The following is a 17100-nucleotide window of genomic DNA, read 5'->3' as shown; positions in this document are numbered from 1 at the left end:
ATGAATGAGGAAGTTATTTTTCCAAAAACACTGTACCATCAGATGTTGGAACACGGCTTCGCCAAATTGCCTTTTGAAGCATGCGGCTTACTTTCTGGAAAAGGAAATTTGGTTCAATCTGTCTGGCAGTTAAAGAATGAACTTAAATCAGCTAACCGATTTTTTGTAAGTAAAACATTGCTGCAGGACACACTTGAAAAAATTAGGAAAAAGGAAGAGCACGTGCTGGCAATTTACCATACCCACCCGTCAACAGATCCCATTCCTTCCAATCTTGATATTCATAACCATCCTGATAACAGGATAGATATGGTAATCATCTCGTATAAATCAAGTCCCCCAAAAACAAAATGGTATAATATCTTGGGACAGAACTACGTTGAACGCCCTTTTTACATTGATTTAGCCTGCTAGCCCAAACTTATTTCTTGGCCGGATATTATAATACATTATAAATGAAAGGAGATGATATTTTTGAAGGCCAAAAATGTAGAAAAAAGAAGGGCTGCAAACAAATCTAAACAAGCACGAGTTTTAAATAGTTCGTCTCGAAATACAAGGACAGTCAGAAGAGGTGGATGTGGCTGCGGCTGAATGAGATTTACTCCGTAATGTTCTACCGCTTTTCCTATTTCACCCTAACATTGTAGGGTTTTCAGCCGCCGGGTTAATTTTAATCCTATAGATGATATTTTCCCTAAACTATAAGTAAAAAGGGGCATCTCAAGTTTTGTGATAAAAACATAGAGATGCCTTTTACTATGAAAATATAGATATCTTAGTTTAATCTGTTCCATTTTATTGTAATGCTGCATCTTTAACAAACATTTCGTCTCCATATGGTGCAGCCTTTCTCAAACTTTTGCCCGTTTTTTTATCAAACAGATGAATAGCTGCAGGTTGGACGGAAAATCGAACCTCTGCACCAATTTCTGCCTGAAAATCTTGTTTGGCAAAAAGTTGCAAGCGTTTTCCGAAAACATTTGCATGGATAATCTTGGAGTGACCAATGGATTCTAGAAGCTCAATTTTTCCAAGAAAGCGAATCTCTTCGGTCCAGCCTAACTGAATATCATAGGGCCGCATACCGAGGATGACTTCCTTTCCGTGCTCCAAGTGAAATCTGCTTTTATCCATCGGATATGTTTGCTTGTCAATTTGCAATTTGTTATACATAATTTTTCCTTCCACCAGATTCATTGGCGGGGTTCCGATGAATTTGGCAACATATACATTATCTGGTTCATTATATAGATTCATCGGAGTATCGAATTGGACAATTCTTCCGTCTTTCATTAGAGCAATCCGGTCGGCGAGGGTCATTGCCTCTTCCTGATCGTGGGTGATAAGGATTGTCGTAATTCCTAATTTCTTTTGTAGGCGGGAAATTTCTGCCCGCATTTCAATTCGCAAACTTGCATCGAGATTAGACATCGGTTCATCGAGCAGGAGAAGTTTCGGCCGTTTCACGATTGCACGGGCAAGGGCAACCCGCTGCTGTTGTCCTCCAGATAATTCGCTCGGTTTCCGATTCAATAAATGGCCGAGCTGTACCATTTCTGCTGCTTCTTTCGCCCGCTCCAGCCGCTCCTTCTTCGGAACCTTTTGCTGTTTTAAAGGAAATGCAATGTTGTTCAATACGGTCATATGCGGATATAACGCATAGCTTTGAAATACCATGCCAATTTCCCGATCCTTTGGTTCCAAGTCATTTACTTTTTCACCATCAAAATAAATGGCACCTTCGTTTGGCTTGTAAATTCCAGCAATCATCAGCATTGTTGTTGTCTTTCCGCAGCCGGAAGGACCGAGCAAGGCGACGAATTCCCCATCCTCAATTGTTAAATTCATATTATCAATTGTATTTGTTTTTTTATCAAAGGACTTTGTTATATTTTGCAGCTCAACTTTCATACCTTTTTCACCCCTCCAACATTCGCCTTCATTAAAGACTTCTGTGTGAAAATAAAGAATACCAATACAGGGATTAAGTAGAATAAAGAGATGGCACTTAATACTCCGTAATTAACCATATTTGGATCACTCGTTAACCGTTGCAGGAACGATGCCAATGTTACATTTTCATTGCTGACGATAAACGTGTAAAGAAGCAGGAATTCCGACCAGCCAGAAAGAAAGGAAAAAATACTTACCGAGGCAATCCCAGGCTTTACTTGCGGCAGGACAATCCGAAACCAGACTTTAATCCGGCTGCAGCCGTCAATAAGACCCGCCCATTCCAAATCCCATGACACGTCGTCAAAAAAACCTTTAATAATCCATGTCGTCATCGGAATCTGCAGTGCGGTTTTTACGAGTACTACACCAAATAACGAATCGTACAAGCTCATAAAATTTAAAATATAAAATGTTGCGATTAACAGTGCAATGCTGGGAAAGGCATGAAGAATCATCGTAATCTTTAAAATTTGCTCTCTTCCCGGGAATGTAAGGCGGGACAATGCATAGCCAGCCATCACGCCAATGAGCACTTCCAAAACGGTTAACATGCCGGCAAAAAACAATGAATTCCATGTAGCCGTCCAAATGCTTGGAAGCTCCGCCCCTTTATATACAATATTCGTCCATAAAAATTCCCAGTTTTCCAAAGAAAAACCTTCTGGAATAAGCCCATATTTCATGTTGCTGGCAAAAGATTGGATAATGAGCCATAAATACATAAATATAACAGGCAATGTCGTTACCGCTAATATGCCGTAAGAAATGATATATGGCAACTTTCTTTTTAGCTGATATAAAAATGTATTACCGGGTATTGTCGGTACACTTTTCCCTGCCGTTTCCATGACGAACGCCTCCTTAATCGATTCTTGACGGTCCAATCATGTCTTTCACTTTGAACAGCTTCCAGAGAATTAGAGTACAAACAAGCGCAATTACAACTAAGACAAGGGAGATAGCAGCTCCGTAGCCGAATTCAAAGCTTTGGAAAGCTTTGTGATAGGAATATAGCGCCAATACTTCACTTTCATTTAAAGGTCCGCCATTTGTAATTAAAAGAATATATTCATAGGATGTCAGCAAAGATAACAGCTGCCATAGCGTAACAAACATAAACGGCCAGCGAATGGCAGGCATGATAATGTCTTTAATAATAGACCAATGGGGCGCTCCGTCAATATTCGCTGCGTAAAATAAATCTTCCGGAATTGATTTAATGGCTGAGGAAAAAATAATCATCCCGAATGATGCCCCAATGACTCCATTTGCCAAAATAATAATGAGCATTGGTTCGGTTCCGATTATATTGACCGGCGGTAAACCAAATAAGGATCTAATGCCGTTTAATAGCCCGTATTCACTCGGATCAAAAAACCAGATCCACAAGAGAGCATAAATCACCGGCGGCGTCATTCTCGGCAGCATCCAGATAGTCCGGAACAAAAGGCTAAACTGCTCTTTCTTCATAAAGTAGGTTGTGAGCAAAGCCAAAGTCAGTCCAAAAAACACGTTGATGCATAAGGTAAAAAGAACATAGAGCAAAGTATTCCTTAAAATAAGCGAGATATCAGGATCAGAAAATAGTTTTTCGAAATTTAACAGTCGATTGAATTCCCAATTCATAGCCGAATCCATATTGGTAAAAGCAAGTATTCCTGTTAATATAACAGGAACAAAAAAGAATAAAAAAATTAAAATGAGAAAAGGCCCCAGCATGACTGCTGGGAGCTTCCATTTATTTATCACTGTTTTCATGGCAACCTCCCTAGGAAACAGGTGCCTGAAAACTCAGGCACCCGATACTTTTATTCTTTAACGATCAGTTCATCGCCTAAATCATTTTTTAATTGGGTTTCCATGTCAGCAAGGGCTTCTTCTACTGTTTTCTTTCCAAGCTCAACCGCTTGAATTGCCCCATAGATTGCCTGGGAGTATGTTGTAAAATCTTCATGGTTTGGCAGGAATGTTGTATATTCAAGCATATACACCGTTTCTGCCAATGCTGGAGCTTCTTTAAATTCGTCCATTTCCGCTACGTCTTTTGTAATTGGATAGTGGAACGTATCAATAGCATGTTTAAGCTGCAATTCTGGCGCAGCAACCAGTTCAAGCAATCTTTTGACGATTTCCGGATGCTCTGTTTGGGAGGATACGACATAAACATACGGATGGGATAAAGTAACCGGTTTGCCGCCTTTTTCAGCAGCAGGGACTAACATCATGCCGAAATGTTCTCTTACCCATTCGCCATCTACTTTACCGACTTCTTCGTGATAATCATCTTCTCCCCAGTTAAAGATATTCCAAATTCCACCGTAGTAAAATAATGTTTTTCCATTGACAACTGTGCGATGGATATTGCTCCATTCCATTTGTGTTAAATTATCTGGGATTAATCCTTTATCGGCAATTTCTGCGAAATAGGACAGTTGTTTTTCCGTAGCTTCTTTATCTAATACGATTTTGTTTTCTTCCGCATCGTAAATCGTGCCGCCAAAGTTATATGCCATATAGTGGAAGTCAGGGCCTTCTACCGGACGATGGATAATTCCATATTCCGTTACTCCTTTTTCCACCGCTTCCTCTGCCAATTGGGTCATATCGTCTAATGTAAACTCGCCATTTTTCACTCTTTCCGGAAGGCTGTTGATTTCGTCTTCACTCCAGCCCAGTTCCTTTAAAGCATCCTTATTGTAGAATACAGGTCTTGACTCAATATCCTGTATTGCTGCCCAAATCTGTCCTTTGTAAGTAACAGAATCCCAAAGATTTGGATAAATAATATCCGAATATACTTCCGAATCTTTCAATTCATCCAGCGGAAGAATATATCCTCCATCTGCCAGCCAGCCGATGTGCTCATGACCAGTTGCATAAATATCTGGCTCTTTATTTGCTTGATGTGCTAACATAAATTGTTTCGCATAGTCCTCATTGCTGCCGTCGTAATACATCGGCTCTACTTCAACCTGAATGTCTTCCCCTTCTTCTTTCAATTCCTCATTTAAAACTTTTGCAGCCTCTACTAAGTTATCTACCCTCGTAACCTCCGAGCCTAAAGTTTGGGCTTTGATGACAATTTTGTTATCGTCTCCGGATTGCCCTCCTGAACTTTCTTCCCCGTCCGCACCGCCGCATCCGACAAGAAGTATTGCAGATATTACCACAGTCAATAGTACTTGTAATTTTTTCATTTTTTCCACCTCTCCCGGATTTTTCAATTGTATTTTTAAAAATCATTATTCACAAGGATCAGGCAAAAAAATGTATTACAAATATATTTCTCAGTATATTTTTTCCTTTATTTAATTTTAATTTGTTATTTACTGAACAAAATGTTTGGGATTTTATGGAAGGTTAATAAGTCTTTTTAACTAAACTTAACAGAAAAATATAGGCGGAAATTTGTTTTTCAAGACTAGAGCGTCAAAATAAAAGCTCAAGAAAAAGAGGCCTCCATCAATCATTCAATCAATGGCAGACCTCTTTGGGGCTGAACGTTACCCTCCGTTCGAAAGGGTAACGTTACCCATAAACTAGAGGATCTTTTAACAGGCTTTACCGGCCTTTTACATCATGCCGCCCATTCCGCCCATGTCAGGCGCTCCGCCTGCTGGTTTTTCTTCAGGAATGTCAGCAACTACAGCTTCAGTTGTTAAGAACATAGCAGCAACACTTGCTGCGTTTTGCAATGCAGAACGAGTAACTTTCGTAGGGTCAACGATACCAGCTTCAATCATATTTACCCATTCGTTCGTTGCAGCGTTAAATCCAATGCCAACTTCTTCTTTCTTCAGGCGCTCTACAATGACAGAGCCTTCTAGTCCGGCGTTGTCAGCAATTTGACGTACTGGCTCTTCAATCGCACGAAGTACGATGTTTACACCAGTAGCTTCGTCACCTTCAAGATTTAGTTCTGCTACTTTATTGTATACATTAATTAATGCTGTACCCCCGCCGGATACGATGCCTTCTTCCACTGCAGCACGAGTGGAGTTTAATGCGTCTTCAATGCGAAGTTTGCGTTCTTTCAATTCGGTTTCAGTAGCAGCACCCACTTTGATAACTGCCACACCACCAGCAAGTTTTGCTAAACGTTCTTGTAATTTCTCCCGATCAAAATCAGAAGTTGTTTCTTCGATTTGGGAACGGATTTGAGCAACCCGGCCAGAAATAGCATCTGGGCTTCCTGCGCCTTCAACAATTGTAGTATTTTCTTTTGTTACTACTACTTTTGCAGCACGGCCAAGCTGTTCAATGGAAGCATTCTTTAATTCTAATCCAAGATCTTCCGTAATCACTTGTCCGCCAGTAAGAATTGCAATATCTTCAAGCATTGCTTTACGACGGTCGCCAAATCCAGGAGCTTTTACAGCAACTGCATTAAAGGTGCCGCGCAGTTTGTTAACTACTAATGTAGCTAATGCTTCTCCTTCTACATCTTCAGCAATTAGAAGTAATGGCTTGCCTTGTTGGACTACTTGTTCCAATACTGGAAGCACTTCTTGAATGCTGGAGATTTTCTTATCAGTAATAAGAATGTACGGATCTTCCAGAACAGCTTCCATCTTATCTTGATCCGTAACCATATATGGAGAAGCGTATCCGCGGTCGAATTGCATACCTTCAACCACATCTAATTCTGTAGTGAATCCTTTCGATTCTTCGATGGTAATTACACCGTCATTGCCAACGCGCTCCATTGCTTCAGCAATAAGATCGCCTACTTCTTTATCATTCGCAGAAATTGCTGCTACTTGGGCAATTTCTTCTTTCTTTTCTACCGGTTCGGAAATTGCTTTCAATTCTTCAACTGCAGTCGCAACAGCTTTTTCAATACCGCGGCGGATACCTACAGGGTTCGCACCGGAAGTTACGTTTTTAAGTCCTTCACGGATTAATGCTTGGGCAAGTACTGTAGCCGTAGTTGTTCCGTCCCCAGCTACATCATTTGTTTTCGAAGCAACTTCGGAAACAAGCTGTGCGCCCATATTTTCAAACGGATCTTCGAGTTCGATTTCTTTAGCAATCGTTACCCCGTCATTTGTAATTAAAGGAGAACCAAATTTTTTGTCTAACACAACGTTACGACCTTTTGGTCCAAGAGTTACTTTTACAGCGTTTGCTAAAGCATCTACACCGCGAAGCATCGCACGACGAGCATCTTCATTGAATTTAATCTCTTTTGCCATTTATACACCCTCCTAAAATCGTTGTAAGTATGTTAAAAATTCTTTTACTCTACTACAGCAAGAATATCGCTTTCACGCAAAATTAAGTATTCTGTATCATCATATTTTACTTCAGTACCTGCAAATTTAGAGAAAATAATGCGGTCGCCAACTGATACTTCAAGGGCAACTTTTTCGCCATTGTCCAATACACGGCCTGAGCCGACAGCAACCACTTTACCTTCTTGTGGTTTTTCTTTTGCGGAATCCGGAAGTACGATACCGCTTGCAGTTTTTTCTTCTTGTTCAACAAGCTCAATAACTACACGATCTCCTAACGGTCTAATCATGCACATAAGCCTCCTTGACAACATAGATTGTTTTTTGTTAGCACTCGGGAGTCCTGAGTGCTAATTCCAATTTATATAATAATGAATTGCGTTATAAAATGCAAGTAATTGTATCATAATTTTTTTTTGAAATATCATAAGATTATCGGCAACAGGTCATTTATGTTAAAATACGAATACAGATAAAGGTATTTCCTGTTATACCAGGATTTTCCCAATCTAAACTTTTAATATTATATATCTGTTCCTTCAATAATATACTAACTGTATATATTTCACTTTGTATAAAGGAGTCGTTATATTTTGCCAAGAAGGTACTGGTACGTCATACTAACTTATATTTTAATGCAAGTGTCAGGATTAATCGTATCACTCGCGCTAATTACATTCACCCCTGATATTTATACCGAGGGCGTCATCTACTGGACATTAATTAGTTTCGTGTTGGCTTTAGTAATCATTTTAAAATTGATGAAACCGGATATGGCAATGCAGCGAGGCAATGAAGCCATCGGTGTTGGCGGCATGATTATTTGGTCTGTAGTTGGCGTGTTTATGGCGCTTTTTGCGCAAGGGCTGGCCGTTGTAATCGAAACAAAAATTTTTGGTGTGCCGCCAGGTTCAGAAAACACACAATTTATCATGGAAATTGCAAGGGCGATGCCGATTTTTGTCATCGTACCGATGTTGCTTGCGCCAATTTTGGAAGAAATCGTTTTCCGAAAAATCATTTTCGGTACATTATATAAACGGATGAATTTCTTTTTTGCTGCCCTTCTATCTGCGCTTATCTTTGGCATTATTCACGGAGAACCAGAACATTTGCTCATTTATGCGTCAATCGGGTTTGTTTTTTCCTTTTTATACGTTAAAACGAAACGGATTCTTACTCCCATTCTCGTGCATGCCGGCATGAATTCCCTTGCCGTCATCGGTCAATATTCGATGACTCCCGAAGAAATCCAAAAACAATTAGAGCAGCTGCAGACGATTTTATTTATAATGTAAAAAGGCGGAGAGTTTCTGCTCTCCGCCCGCTTTATATTATTCGTCTTTTTCCAATGGATAATGCTTTAAGAAATAGACTAATGCCTGTAATTCCACTGCAAAATCAATATGATGTACCCTTACATGTTTTGGTACTGTAATTCTTGCAGGAGTAAAATTAAGAATACCGATAATGCCATGTTTTACGAGAATATCAGTTACCGCATCCGCTTCGGATGCAGGAATGGCCAAAATAGCAACACGAATATGTCCCAAATGTTTATCCATTTCATCAATGGAATATATCGGTACACCTTCTACTTCTGTCCCGACTTTATTTGGATCTTTATCGAATGCCTTCGTAATTCGGATATTATTATTTTTCAAAAAACTATATTTTAAAAAGGCGGTGCCGAGATTTCCAACTCCGATTAACGCCACTTCAGTAATTTCATGCTGATCCAATGTGCTTCGGAAAAAACCGAGCAAATACTCAACGTTATATCCATATCCCTTTTTGCCAAGGGCGCCAAAGTAAGAAAAGTCCCTTCGGATTGTCGCCGAATCTACTTTTACTGCTTCACTAAGTTCCTTCGAGGAAACCCTCTTCTTCCCTTGCTGATATAAATTATTTAAAAACCTGTAATACAATGGTAGTCTCTTCGCAGTTGCCTGTGGTATTTTATTTTGTTCCATGTTTCTGCCTCACTTCACAATTGTATTCACCTATTTACTATATTAACAAAAAATATCAATAAAGTCGTGATATTTTTCACAATTTAAGTTGTCGATACAGGAATTTATACGATACACTAGAATGCGATGAGGTGAAAAGAATGATTTATATGCAAATTAATGGACTATCCAAATCCTTCGGTTCCGAAGAGATTTTTTCCAATATAAAAATGGAAATTAAAGATCAAGACCGGGTTGCCATCGTCGGAAGAAACGGTACAGGCAAGTCGACGTTGCTGAAAATAATTGCTGGTGAACTCTCCTATGATGAAGGGGAAATTATCAAACCGAAAGATCTCACGATTGGCTATTTGGCCCAGCATATGGAATTGGAATCCGGAAAAACAATTTGGGATGAAATGATAGAAGTATTTCAGCCATTGCTTGAAATGGAAAAAAGATTGCGGATACTGGAACAAAAAATGGAACAAGCAACTTCAATGTCACCCCAGTCTTATGAAAAACTTTTAAAAGAGTACGATGAATTGCTGCACAAATATCAATCGGACGGCGGCTATATATATGAATCAGAAATAAAAGCAGTATTAAATGGACTGCAGTTTCAACATTACGACTATGATACGCCGATTTCGGAGCTGAGCGGCGGGCAAAAAACACGGCTCGCTTTAGGAAAGTTATTATTGCTGAAACCTAATCTCCTAATTTTGGATGAGCCGACCAACCATTTAGATATTGACACGTTAAGCTGGCTGGAAAATTATTTATTGAACTATCCTGGTGCTATCGTTATTGTTTCCCACGACCGTTATTTTTTAGACAAGATAGTTAAGATTGTTTATGAAATTTCCCGAAAAAAAATGACGAAGTATTACGGGACGTACAGCAAATATTTGGAACAAAAGGCCGTTGCGCTGGAAAAACAACTAAAGGAATACGAAAAACAGCAAGAAGAAATTAGGCATATGGAAGAGTTTATCCAGCGGAATATAGTTCGGGCTTCTACTACAAAGCGGGCCCAAAGCCGCAGGAAACAGCTGGAAAAGATGGAACGAATGGAGAAGCCTGTCGGAAGCGAAGCATCTGCCCGTTTCTCATTCCAAATCGAACGCCGGAGCGGAAATGACGTGTTAAAAATGGATGACGTGGCCTTTCGTTACGAAGGAGAAAGCAAAGATTTATTCCAAAACATTTCCCTCCGGGTAAACCGAGGAGACCGAATCGCGATCGTTGGCCCAAACGGAGCAGGGAAAACAACTTTATTAAAACTGATAATCGGGAAGGAAGTTCCTGCCAATGGAGTCATTCAGCTTGGCACCAACGTACAAATTGGCTATTATGACCAGGAACAGGCAGAACTATCCTCCAACAAATCGGTTTTGAACGAGCTTTGGGACGATTACCCGACAATGAACGAAAGGGATATCCGTACCATCTTAGGGAATTTCCTGTTTTCCGGTGACGATGTTTTAAAAGAAGTGCATACTTTAAGCGGAGGAGAAAAAGCAAGGCTTGCTCTTGCAAAATTAATGATGAAAAAGGCAAATTTGTTAATACTTGATGAGCCGACCAACCATTTAGATATTGACAGCAAAGAGGTTTTGGAAGAGGCTCTATTAGACTATCCCGGCACGATTATTTTCGTTTCTCACGACCGATATTTTATTAATAAAATCACAAGCCAAGTAGCCGAACTCAGGACCGATGAATTGCGCGTCTATCTTGGGGACTATGATTATTATATTGAAAAGAAGCGGGAAGAAGAGGAAATTGCCCTTTTGGAAAACAAAGAAATAGAGAATAAGAAAAAGGAATCGAACCAGAAGGGCAGTTACGAGAGGGAAAAGCAAATCCAAAGTGAAATGCGCAAGAAAAAGCGCAGAGCCGAACAGTTGGAAAGAGACATTGAACGGCTGGAAAAAGAGATCGCAGAAGTCGAAGAACTGATGACTAAACCAGAAGTTTATGAAGATCATATGAAAGCTCTGGAAATGAATGAAAAACTAGAACAGCTGAAACAAGAAGCAGATACAATGCTTGAAGAATGGACAGAGCTACAGGAAGAACTCTCATAGTTTATAACGTATCATTTACCCTAAGACCGGCTGCTATGTCGGTCTTTTATGTTTATAATCAGCAATATTTTTTTAATACAACGATTTTCCCCCTGTCTCTCTTCATTTCAGCCGCATCACTTAAACAAAAAAAACAGCATACCAATCAAATGTTAATTGATATGCTGTGTCTATCCATTATTTAAACAAATAATCATTTTGGATCGTATTTTCCACCGCAATACGATACACAATTCCCATGCCAATCATCGTCGATAAAACCGAACTTCCCCCATAACTGATTAGGAGCAGCGGAATACCTGTAATCGGCATAATTCCTAAGGTCATTCCAATATTTTGGAACACATGAATGAGAATAAGACTTAAGTAACCAAATAAATAGTAAGCCGCAAAAGGAGAATGCTTATAAATGCTTAATCCTAACGTGACAAATTTATAGAGCAATACAAAATAAAGAAAAACAACAAATGAACTGCCGATAAAGCCGAAACTTTCGCCAATTACAGAGAAAATAAAATCAGTTTGGGCTTCCGAATAGTAAACTTCTAATCCGTTAATCCCTTTTCCGAATAACTGGCCAGACCCGAGAGCCATATGGGCACGATCAAAATGCCATGTCGCATCACTTGTCTGTTGCGATGGATCAAACCACGTTAATATCCGGTCAATTTGGTAGGCTCGGCCAGGACCGACTAATTCTTTAACAAAGTCAGGAAATTTGATAATAAAGGTTAAAACAGCAGCAATACCAGCTGAAATAATTACAATCAAGCTCGTAATTATTTTCCAGCTGATTCCGGATAAAATAATCATCATTCCTGCAATAAATAGATATACCATCGACGTACCAAAATCCGGCTGCTGCAAGATTAGCAGTACTGGAATAGCAGTAACAACGAGAATCTTTATAAGCAATACAGTATCTGTCTTTATATTACTGATTTCATACTTTGCTTTGTGACGGGTAATTACTTTTGCCATATAAAGAATAGTCGTGATTTTCGTGAACTCTGCTGGCTGCAGGGAAAGGCCAGGCAGTGTAAACCAGCTTTTTGCCCCGTTTACTGGCTCGGCTATCGACTCCGGACTTATTAGCAGGAGTATTAAAACGGCAATTCCGGTAATGTAAATATATAAACTGGATTTATACAATTGCTCCAGATCGAAATATTGTATCGCAGCGACGAGTAGCACTCCAACGGTAAACCAAACAATTTGTTTCCAGACAAAATCGTTACCGTACTGGTCCATTTGTTGAGCGTTATAAATGGAAAGCAAACTGACACAAACGAAAAGAATAAAAATAATAATTAAATCGGTTTGAAAATAATAGGATTGTCGCTTTTTCATTTAGGTTCACCAAATTTCTTCCTGTATAAAAGTTATCCACATGCGGTTTTCGTGTATAAACCCTTTTAATTCGAATAACCTCTGAAATTATGCACAATATCCACAACAAAAGGAAATGTTATCCCCATTTTTATCCACTATTACTAACAGTTTATATCATCGTCCAGCGTCATTATCCACATGATTGTGGATAACTTTGAGGATTAGCTTAACGGCAGCGACGGGTTAGCATTTAAATCTAGAGAAGATCTTTTGCCTTTAAGATAATTAATCATCCCTGCTGCAGCAATCATTGCAGCATTATCTGTACAAAGAGATAACGGCGGAATGCTTAAAGGAATTTGAGTAGGTGCAAACTTTTCCATTAAAGCAGTTCTCAGTCCCTGATTGGCAGCTACTCCTCCAGCAACAATTACTTGTTTTACTTCAAATTCGAGAGCTGCTCGATACGTTTTTTCCGTAAGAACTTCCACAACACTGTTTTGAAAACTGGCTGCAATATCTTCCTTTTTTAAATTTTCCCCTCGCTGCTTGGCATTGTGAATTTTATTAATTACCGCCGATTTTAAACCGCTGAAACTAAAATCATAGCTCCCTTCCTCTAACCAAGCTCTCGGAAATTCCAACGTATCCTCGCCGACTTTTGCCAGCTTGTCAATATGCGGACCGCCCGGATACGGCAAATTTAACATTCTCGCTACCTTGTCAAAGGCTTCGCCTGCAGCATCGTCCCGCGTTTCGCCAATCAATTCATATTGGCCATGTTCCTTCATAAGGACAAGTTCTGTGTGTCCGCCGGAAACAATCAGAGCAAGCAAAGGAAAGGAAAATTCCTCTTCCAAACGATTCGCATAAATATGCCCGGCAATATGATGAACACCAATCAGTGGTTTATTTTTGGCAAATGCCAATGCTTTAGCTGCACTTACCCCGACGAGCAAGGCGCCGACCAATCCCGGGCCTTCGGTTACTGCAATTCCATCAATGTCGTCCCAAGTCAGTCCGGATTTTTGAATAGTTTCTTCCAGAACGATCGTTATCTGTTCGACATGATGCCTGGAAGCAATTTCGGGAACTACTCCACCGAACCGTTCATGGCTTTTTATTTGTGATGAAACTACATTGGAAACAATCTCTCTTCCATTTTTCACAATCGCAGTTGCCGTTTCATCGCAGCTCGTTTCAATACCTAAAATATAAATGTCTTTATTCATGATAAGTTCACCCACATTACAATAGCATCTTCGCCATTATCTGTATAGTAATTTTTTCGAATTCCGCCAGGCATGAGCCCAAATTTTCGATACAATTTCTGAGCAGGAATATTGGAAACCCGGACTTCCAATGATAAAACTTTTGCTCCCATAGCCAATGCTGTTTGCAAGGAAAAGCCAAAAAGTTTCTCCCCTAATTTTTTTCTCCTGTATTCAGGGGATATGGCTATCGTTGTAATCTGGGCATCGTCAATGACTATCCACATTCCTACATATCCAATAATTTTTTCTCCATATTCCATCACGTAGTAATGAGAAAACTGGTTCTCTATAATCTCCTGATAGAAAATGTCTGTTGACCAAGGTGTCGGAAAGGAGGATTTCTCAACTTCCACCACTTGGGGAATATCATCTATTTCCATCTTTCGAATAATAACATCTTCCATTTTTTTATTTTTCCTTCATCCTATTTAGCCATTTTGCTTCAGCTTCAGCTAGTCTTAAATAATTTGGCGTTAATTCATGGACCGATGCCGGGTCTTTTTTACTTCCGGCAAGTCCGATAAAACCGGGGCGAATTAATTGATGGGGCTGTTCCGGAATAACTGCCATTTCTGCCAAAACTTCCTTTATTTGACCTTCATGAATTTTCATATCAGGACTTAAAAAAAGAACAGGCATGCCGTCTTCTTTCAGTTTATTTAATACTTTTTCCATCGAAATATTTTTTTCTTCATATACAAGATACAATTCATTTTGTTTCCATTGATATACCCCTGCAAACACCATTCCACGCCTAGCATCGATAAAAGGACAGATATATCCTTCAAAAAATCTGCCTTGGTATGCCATCACTTCCAGACTGCTGACACCGACAACTGGAATATTCAGCGCCCAGCCCATCGTTTTTGCCGTTGTTAGTCCGATGCGGATGCCGGTATACGATCCTGGTCCAATAGTAGTGACAATTTTATCTAACTCCTTTGGCTCAAGACCAACTAAATTCATCGCTTGTTCTATCGCCGGCATTAGCCGTACCGAATGGTTTTTAGGTATGTTGGTAACGATTTCGGTTCGTATTTCATTGTTCTTTAGGATGGAAACCCCCATCACCTGAGTAGACGTATCCATTGCAAGTATATTCATTTTCTGTTGCTCCTAACTTGTTAATTCGTCGACAATTTCTTTGTAATAATCGCTGTTTGCTGTAAATTTTATCACTCTTGATTCATCTTCACCATAATCAATTTGTATATCCAATGTTTCATCCGGCAAATAGTCCGTAATAAAGGAAGCCCATTCTACCACAGTAATACCGTCCCCGTGAAAATATTCCAGAAACCCGATATCTTCGTCTGAATCCTCCAGACGATATACATCCATATGGTAAAACGGATATTTTCCTTTATATTCCTTAACGATGGTGAACGTAGGACTTTTAATATTGTCGTCTACACCAATACCTTTGGCAATGCCCTTCGTCAATGTTGTTTTTCCTGCCCCTAACTCTCCCTCTAGCGTGATGACATTGCCAGGCCTTAGGAGGCTGCCCAATTTTACTCCCAATTCCAATGTTTCTTCTGGAGAATATGTAATTACTTCTTTTTTGTACACGTGCCTTCCACCTACTTTAAATGTTTATATCCATGTTTATAGAGTTTTTGCTTTTTGTTGTTTTTAATATAGTACACTCTGGGTTCTTCACTCTCAAAAACCATTCCAATTTTAGTTACTTTCGTTTTTGTATTATCCGCAATTTCCTGAACTAATGGCCAGTCCTTTTCTGGCACCGTTCCGATTAGTTCAAAATCCTCCCCGCCAAAATATTTCCACTGAAACTGATGTTCCTTTGGAAATTGCTGTAGGGAAGAGTGGATTGGGATTAAATCATCATATAAAACAATTGCTTTGCTTGATGCTTCTGCTATTTCATTTGCTTCATTGGCAATCCCGTCACTAACATCATTTAATGAAACGCGATTCAGTTTCTGTAAGCCTAAGGAAAACTCCACCCGAGGGGCAGGCATCCGGTGACGCAGAATAAAATAATCAGCATCTTTAAAAACTGATGCATTTTCTTTGCTTAATAAATATAAGCCAGCTTGTGAATCTCCTAGTGTTCCTGTCACAAAAACAATATCACCTGATTTTGCATCGTGACGATATCTTGCCCTATTATCCGGAACACTCCCGATTACTGTAATCGAAATAGCCAATTCCTTTCCAGATACTGTATCCCCGCCAATTAAATCCATTTGGTACTGACTGGCAATGGCATCCATTCCTGAGAAAATTGCCGAGATTTCTTCCATTGGCCACTTTGTTGGAATAACGATAGACACGAGGTAAAACATTGGCCGAGCCCCCATTGCTGCCATATCGCTGATGTTGGCAGCTAACGCACGATATCCGATATGAAAAGGCTGCATTGTGGATCGGGAAAAATGTATATCCTCAACAAACGTATCTGTCGCTGCCACAATATCCTCATCAATATGAAATACAGCCGCATCATCACCAATTCCCCTCTTTAGCGCAGCCTGTTTATAATATGATTGTTTTATCGAATCAATAAATGAGAATTCATCCATTAATTACACCTTTTCTTTTTAGCTACATTCATGATAGCAAAATACAATGGAAAAAGGAAAAGGAATCGTCATTTACATTGTCTGAAACTTGAGGCAGAAGCGGATAAATAAAAGGTGACTTGTAGAAAGTTTCCTGAAAGGAAGGAATTATTAATAGACAAAATAAAAAAACACACGATTTTTTACAAAATCCTGTGTGTATCATATATTTATTACAATCATGGCGGTCCGGACGGGACTCGAACCCGCGACCTCCTGCGTGACAGGCAGGCATTCTAACCAACTGAACTACCGGACCTATTGGTTGCGGGGGCAGGATTTGAACCTGCGACCTTCGGGTTATGAGCCCGACGAGCTACCAGACTGCTCCACCCCGCGATGTGAAGAAAAAATTCAATTTGAAACCTGTTCAATGTGGCAAAAAACTATTTTAGTTTTAACCTCTGCATCTACTAGCTTATTCACAGACGCGTTGTGCTTCGAGGTAACTCGCAGCCTATTCGGCAGAAGTAACCCTCGTTGCTCCACCCCGCGATGTGAATAAAGAAGGCAAATAATATTATATGCATTTTAATACTAAAACGCAACACCTTCCACCTTCAAAACTAAATAAGAGAATACAACGACTTGAAATTTAGTTAAGCCCTCGATCGATTAGTATCCGTCAGCTCCACGTGTCACCACGCTTCCACCTCGGACCTATCTAC

16 protein-coding genes and 2 tRNA genes are annotated in these 17100 nt (G+C 39.7%); 3 read left to right on the top strand and 15 right to left on the bottom strand.

The annotated features are described in order from the left end of the window. Positions 1–414, top strand: coding sequence for a M67 family metallopeptidase (locus IEV18_RS09715; protein WP_188392200.1), 414 nt, complete (start codon positions 1–3; stop codon positions 412–414). Positions 415–798: 384 nt separating this feature from the next. Here the strand turns inward: IEV18_RS09715 and IEV18_RS09710 are convergent, their stop codons facing one another. From IEV18_RS09710 to groES, 6 genes are all read right to left on the bottom strand, one after another. Continuing rightward, on the bottom strand, positions 799–1914 hold the full coding sequence (locus IEV18_RS09710) for an ABC transporter ATP-binding protein (protein WP_188392199.1): 1116 nt from the start codon (positions 1912–1914) through the stop codon (positions 799–801). Continuing rightward, positions 1911–2807 carry a carbohydrate ABC transporter permease gene (locus IEV18_RS09705; protein WP_188392198.1) on the bottom strand — a complete coding sequence of 299 codons (897 nt, stop codon included), beginning with the start codon at positions 2805–2807 and terminating at the stop codon, positions 1911–1913. Before IEV18_RS09705 ends, IEV18_RS09710 begins: the two co-directional genes overlap by 4 nt. A gap of 13 nt (positions 2808–2820) precedes the next feature. Beyond that, on the bottom strand, positions 2821–3717 hold the full coding sequence (locus IEV18_RS09700) for a carbohydrate ABC transporter permease (protein ID WP_188392197.1): 897 nt from the start codon (positions 3715–3717) through the stop codon (positions 2821–2823). A gap of 50 nt (positions 3718–3767) precedes the next feature. Further along, positions 3768–5156 carry a sugar ABC transporter substrate-binding protein gene (locus IEV18_RS09695; RefSeq protein ID WP_188392196.1) on the bottom strand — a complete coding sequence of 463 codons (1389 nt, stop codon included), beginning with the start codon at positions 5154–5156 and terminating at the stop codon, positions 3768–3770. 375 nt (positions 5157–5531) lie between these two features. Continuing rightward, entirely contained in the window at positions 5532–7154 is a 1623-nt protein-coding gene (groL, locus tag IEV18_RS09690; RefSeq protein ID WP_188392195.1) for a chaperonin GroEL, read from the bottom strand. 44 nt (positions 7155–7198) lie between these two features. Further along, positions 7199–7483 carry a co-chaperone GroES gene (groES, locus tag IEV18_RS09685; RefSeq protein WP_188392194.1) on the bottom strand — a complete coding sequence of 95 codons (285 nt, stop codon included), beginning with the start codon at positions 7481–7483 and terminating at the stop codon, positions 7199–7201. Positions 7484–7786: 303 nt separating this feature from the next. Here groES and IEV18_RS09680 point away from each other — a divergent pair, with 303 nt between their 5' ends. Further along, positions 7787–8491 carry a CPBP family intramembrane glutamic endopeptidase gene (locus IEV18_RS09680; RefSeq protein ID WP_188392193.1) on the top strand — a complete coding sequence of 235 codons (705 nt, stop codon included), beginning with the start codon at positions 7787–7789 and terminating at the stop codon, positions 8489–8491. A gap of 36 nt (positions 8492–8527) precedes the next feature. Here the strand turns inward: IEV18_RS09680 and IEV18_RS09675 are convergent, their stop codons facing one another. Beyond that, entirely contained in the window at positions 8528–9166 is a 639-nt protein-coding gene (locus tag IEV18_RS09675) for a redox-sensing transcriptional repressor Rex (protein WP_188392192.1), read from the bottom strand. A gap of 140 nt (positions 9167–9306) precedes the next feature. Here IEV18_RS09675 and IEV18_RS09670 point away from each other — a divergent pair, with 140 nt between their 5' ends. Further along, positions 9307–11238, top strand: coding sequence for an ABC-F family ATP-binding cassette domain-containing protein (locus IEV18_RS09670; RefSeq protein WP_188392191.1), 1932 nt, complete (start codon positions 9307–9309; stop codon positions 11236–11238). Positions 11239–11415: 177 nt separating this feature from the next. On the opposite strand, the gene IEV18_RS09665 is transcribed toward IEV18_RS09670, so the two are convergent. The 8 genes from IEV18_RS09665 to IEV18_RS09630 form a co-directional block, all read right to left on the bottom strand. Beyond that, positions 11416–12588, bottom strand: coding sequence for an FtsW/RodA/SpoVE family cell cycle protein (locus IEV18_RS09665; protein WP_188392190.1), 1173 nt, complete (start codon positions 12586–12588; stop codon positions 11416–11418). A 203-nt stretch (positions 12589–12791) separates the two neighbouring features. Next, positions 12792–13802 (bottom strand): tRNA (adenosine(37)-N6)-threonylcarbamoyltransferase complex transferase subunit TsaD, encoded by a 1011-nt coding sequence (gene tsaD, locus IEV18_RS09660; RefSeq protein WP_188392189.1) that lies wholly within the window; start codon positions 13800–13802, stop codon positions 12792–12794. Then, positions 13799–14248 carry a ribosomal protein S18-alanine N-acetyltransferase gene (gene rimI, locus IEV18_RS09655; protein WP_188392188.1) on the bottom strand — a complete coding sequence of 150 codons (450 nt, stop codon included), beginning with the start codon at positions 14246–14248 and terminating at the stop codon, positions 13799–13801. Before rimI ends, tsaD begins: the two co-directional genes overlap by 4 nt. Positions 14249–14252: 4 nt before the next feature. Beyond that, the gene (gene tsaB, locus IEV18_RS09650) at positions 14253–14948 is read right to left on the bottom strand and encodes a tRNA (adenosine(37)-N6)-threonylcarbamoyltransferase complex dimerization subunit type 1 TsaB (protein ID WP_188392187.1); all 696 of its coding nucleotides are present in this window, start codon (positions 14946–14948) and stop codon (positions 14253–14255) included. Between the two features lie 12 nt (positions 14949–14960). After that, entirely contained in the window at positions 14961–15416 is a 456-nt protein-coding gene (tsaE, locus tag IEV18_RS09645) for a tRNA (adenosine(37)-N6)-threonylcarbamoyltransferase complex ATPase subunit type 1 TsaE (protein WP_188392186.1), read from the bottom strand. A gap of 11 nt (positions 15417–15427) precedes the next feature. Beyond that, entirely contained in the window at positions 15428–16393 is a 966-nt protein-coding gene (gene thiL / locus IEV18_RS09640; RefSeq protein WP_188392185.1) for a thiamine-phosphate kinase, read from the bottom strand. A gap of 221 nt (positions 16394–16614) precedes the next feature. Next, positions 16615–16691 (bottom strand) — tRNA-Asp (locus tag IEV18_RS09635). 3 nt (positions 16692–16694) lie between these two features. Continuing rightward, positions 16695–16771: transfer RNA gene (locus IEV18_RS09630), tRNA-Met, on the bottom strand. Between the last annotated feature and the right edge of the window lie 329 nt (positions 16772–17100).

Origin of the sequence: Compostibacillus humi, assembly GCF_014637175.1 — a bacterium.
Lineage (GTDB): Bacteria > Bacillota > Bacilli > Bacillales > Amphibacillaceae > Oceanobacillus > Oceanobacillus humi.
Note: the sequence above shows the minus strand (reverse complement) of the source record. Positions and strands in the feature narration are given on the sequence as shown.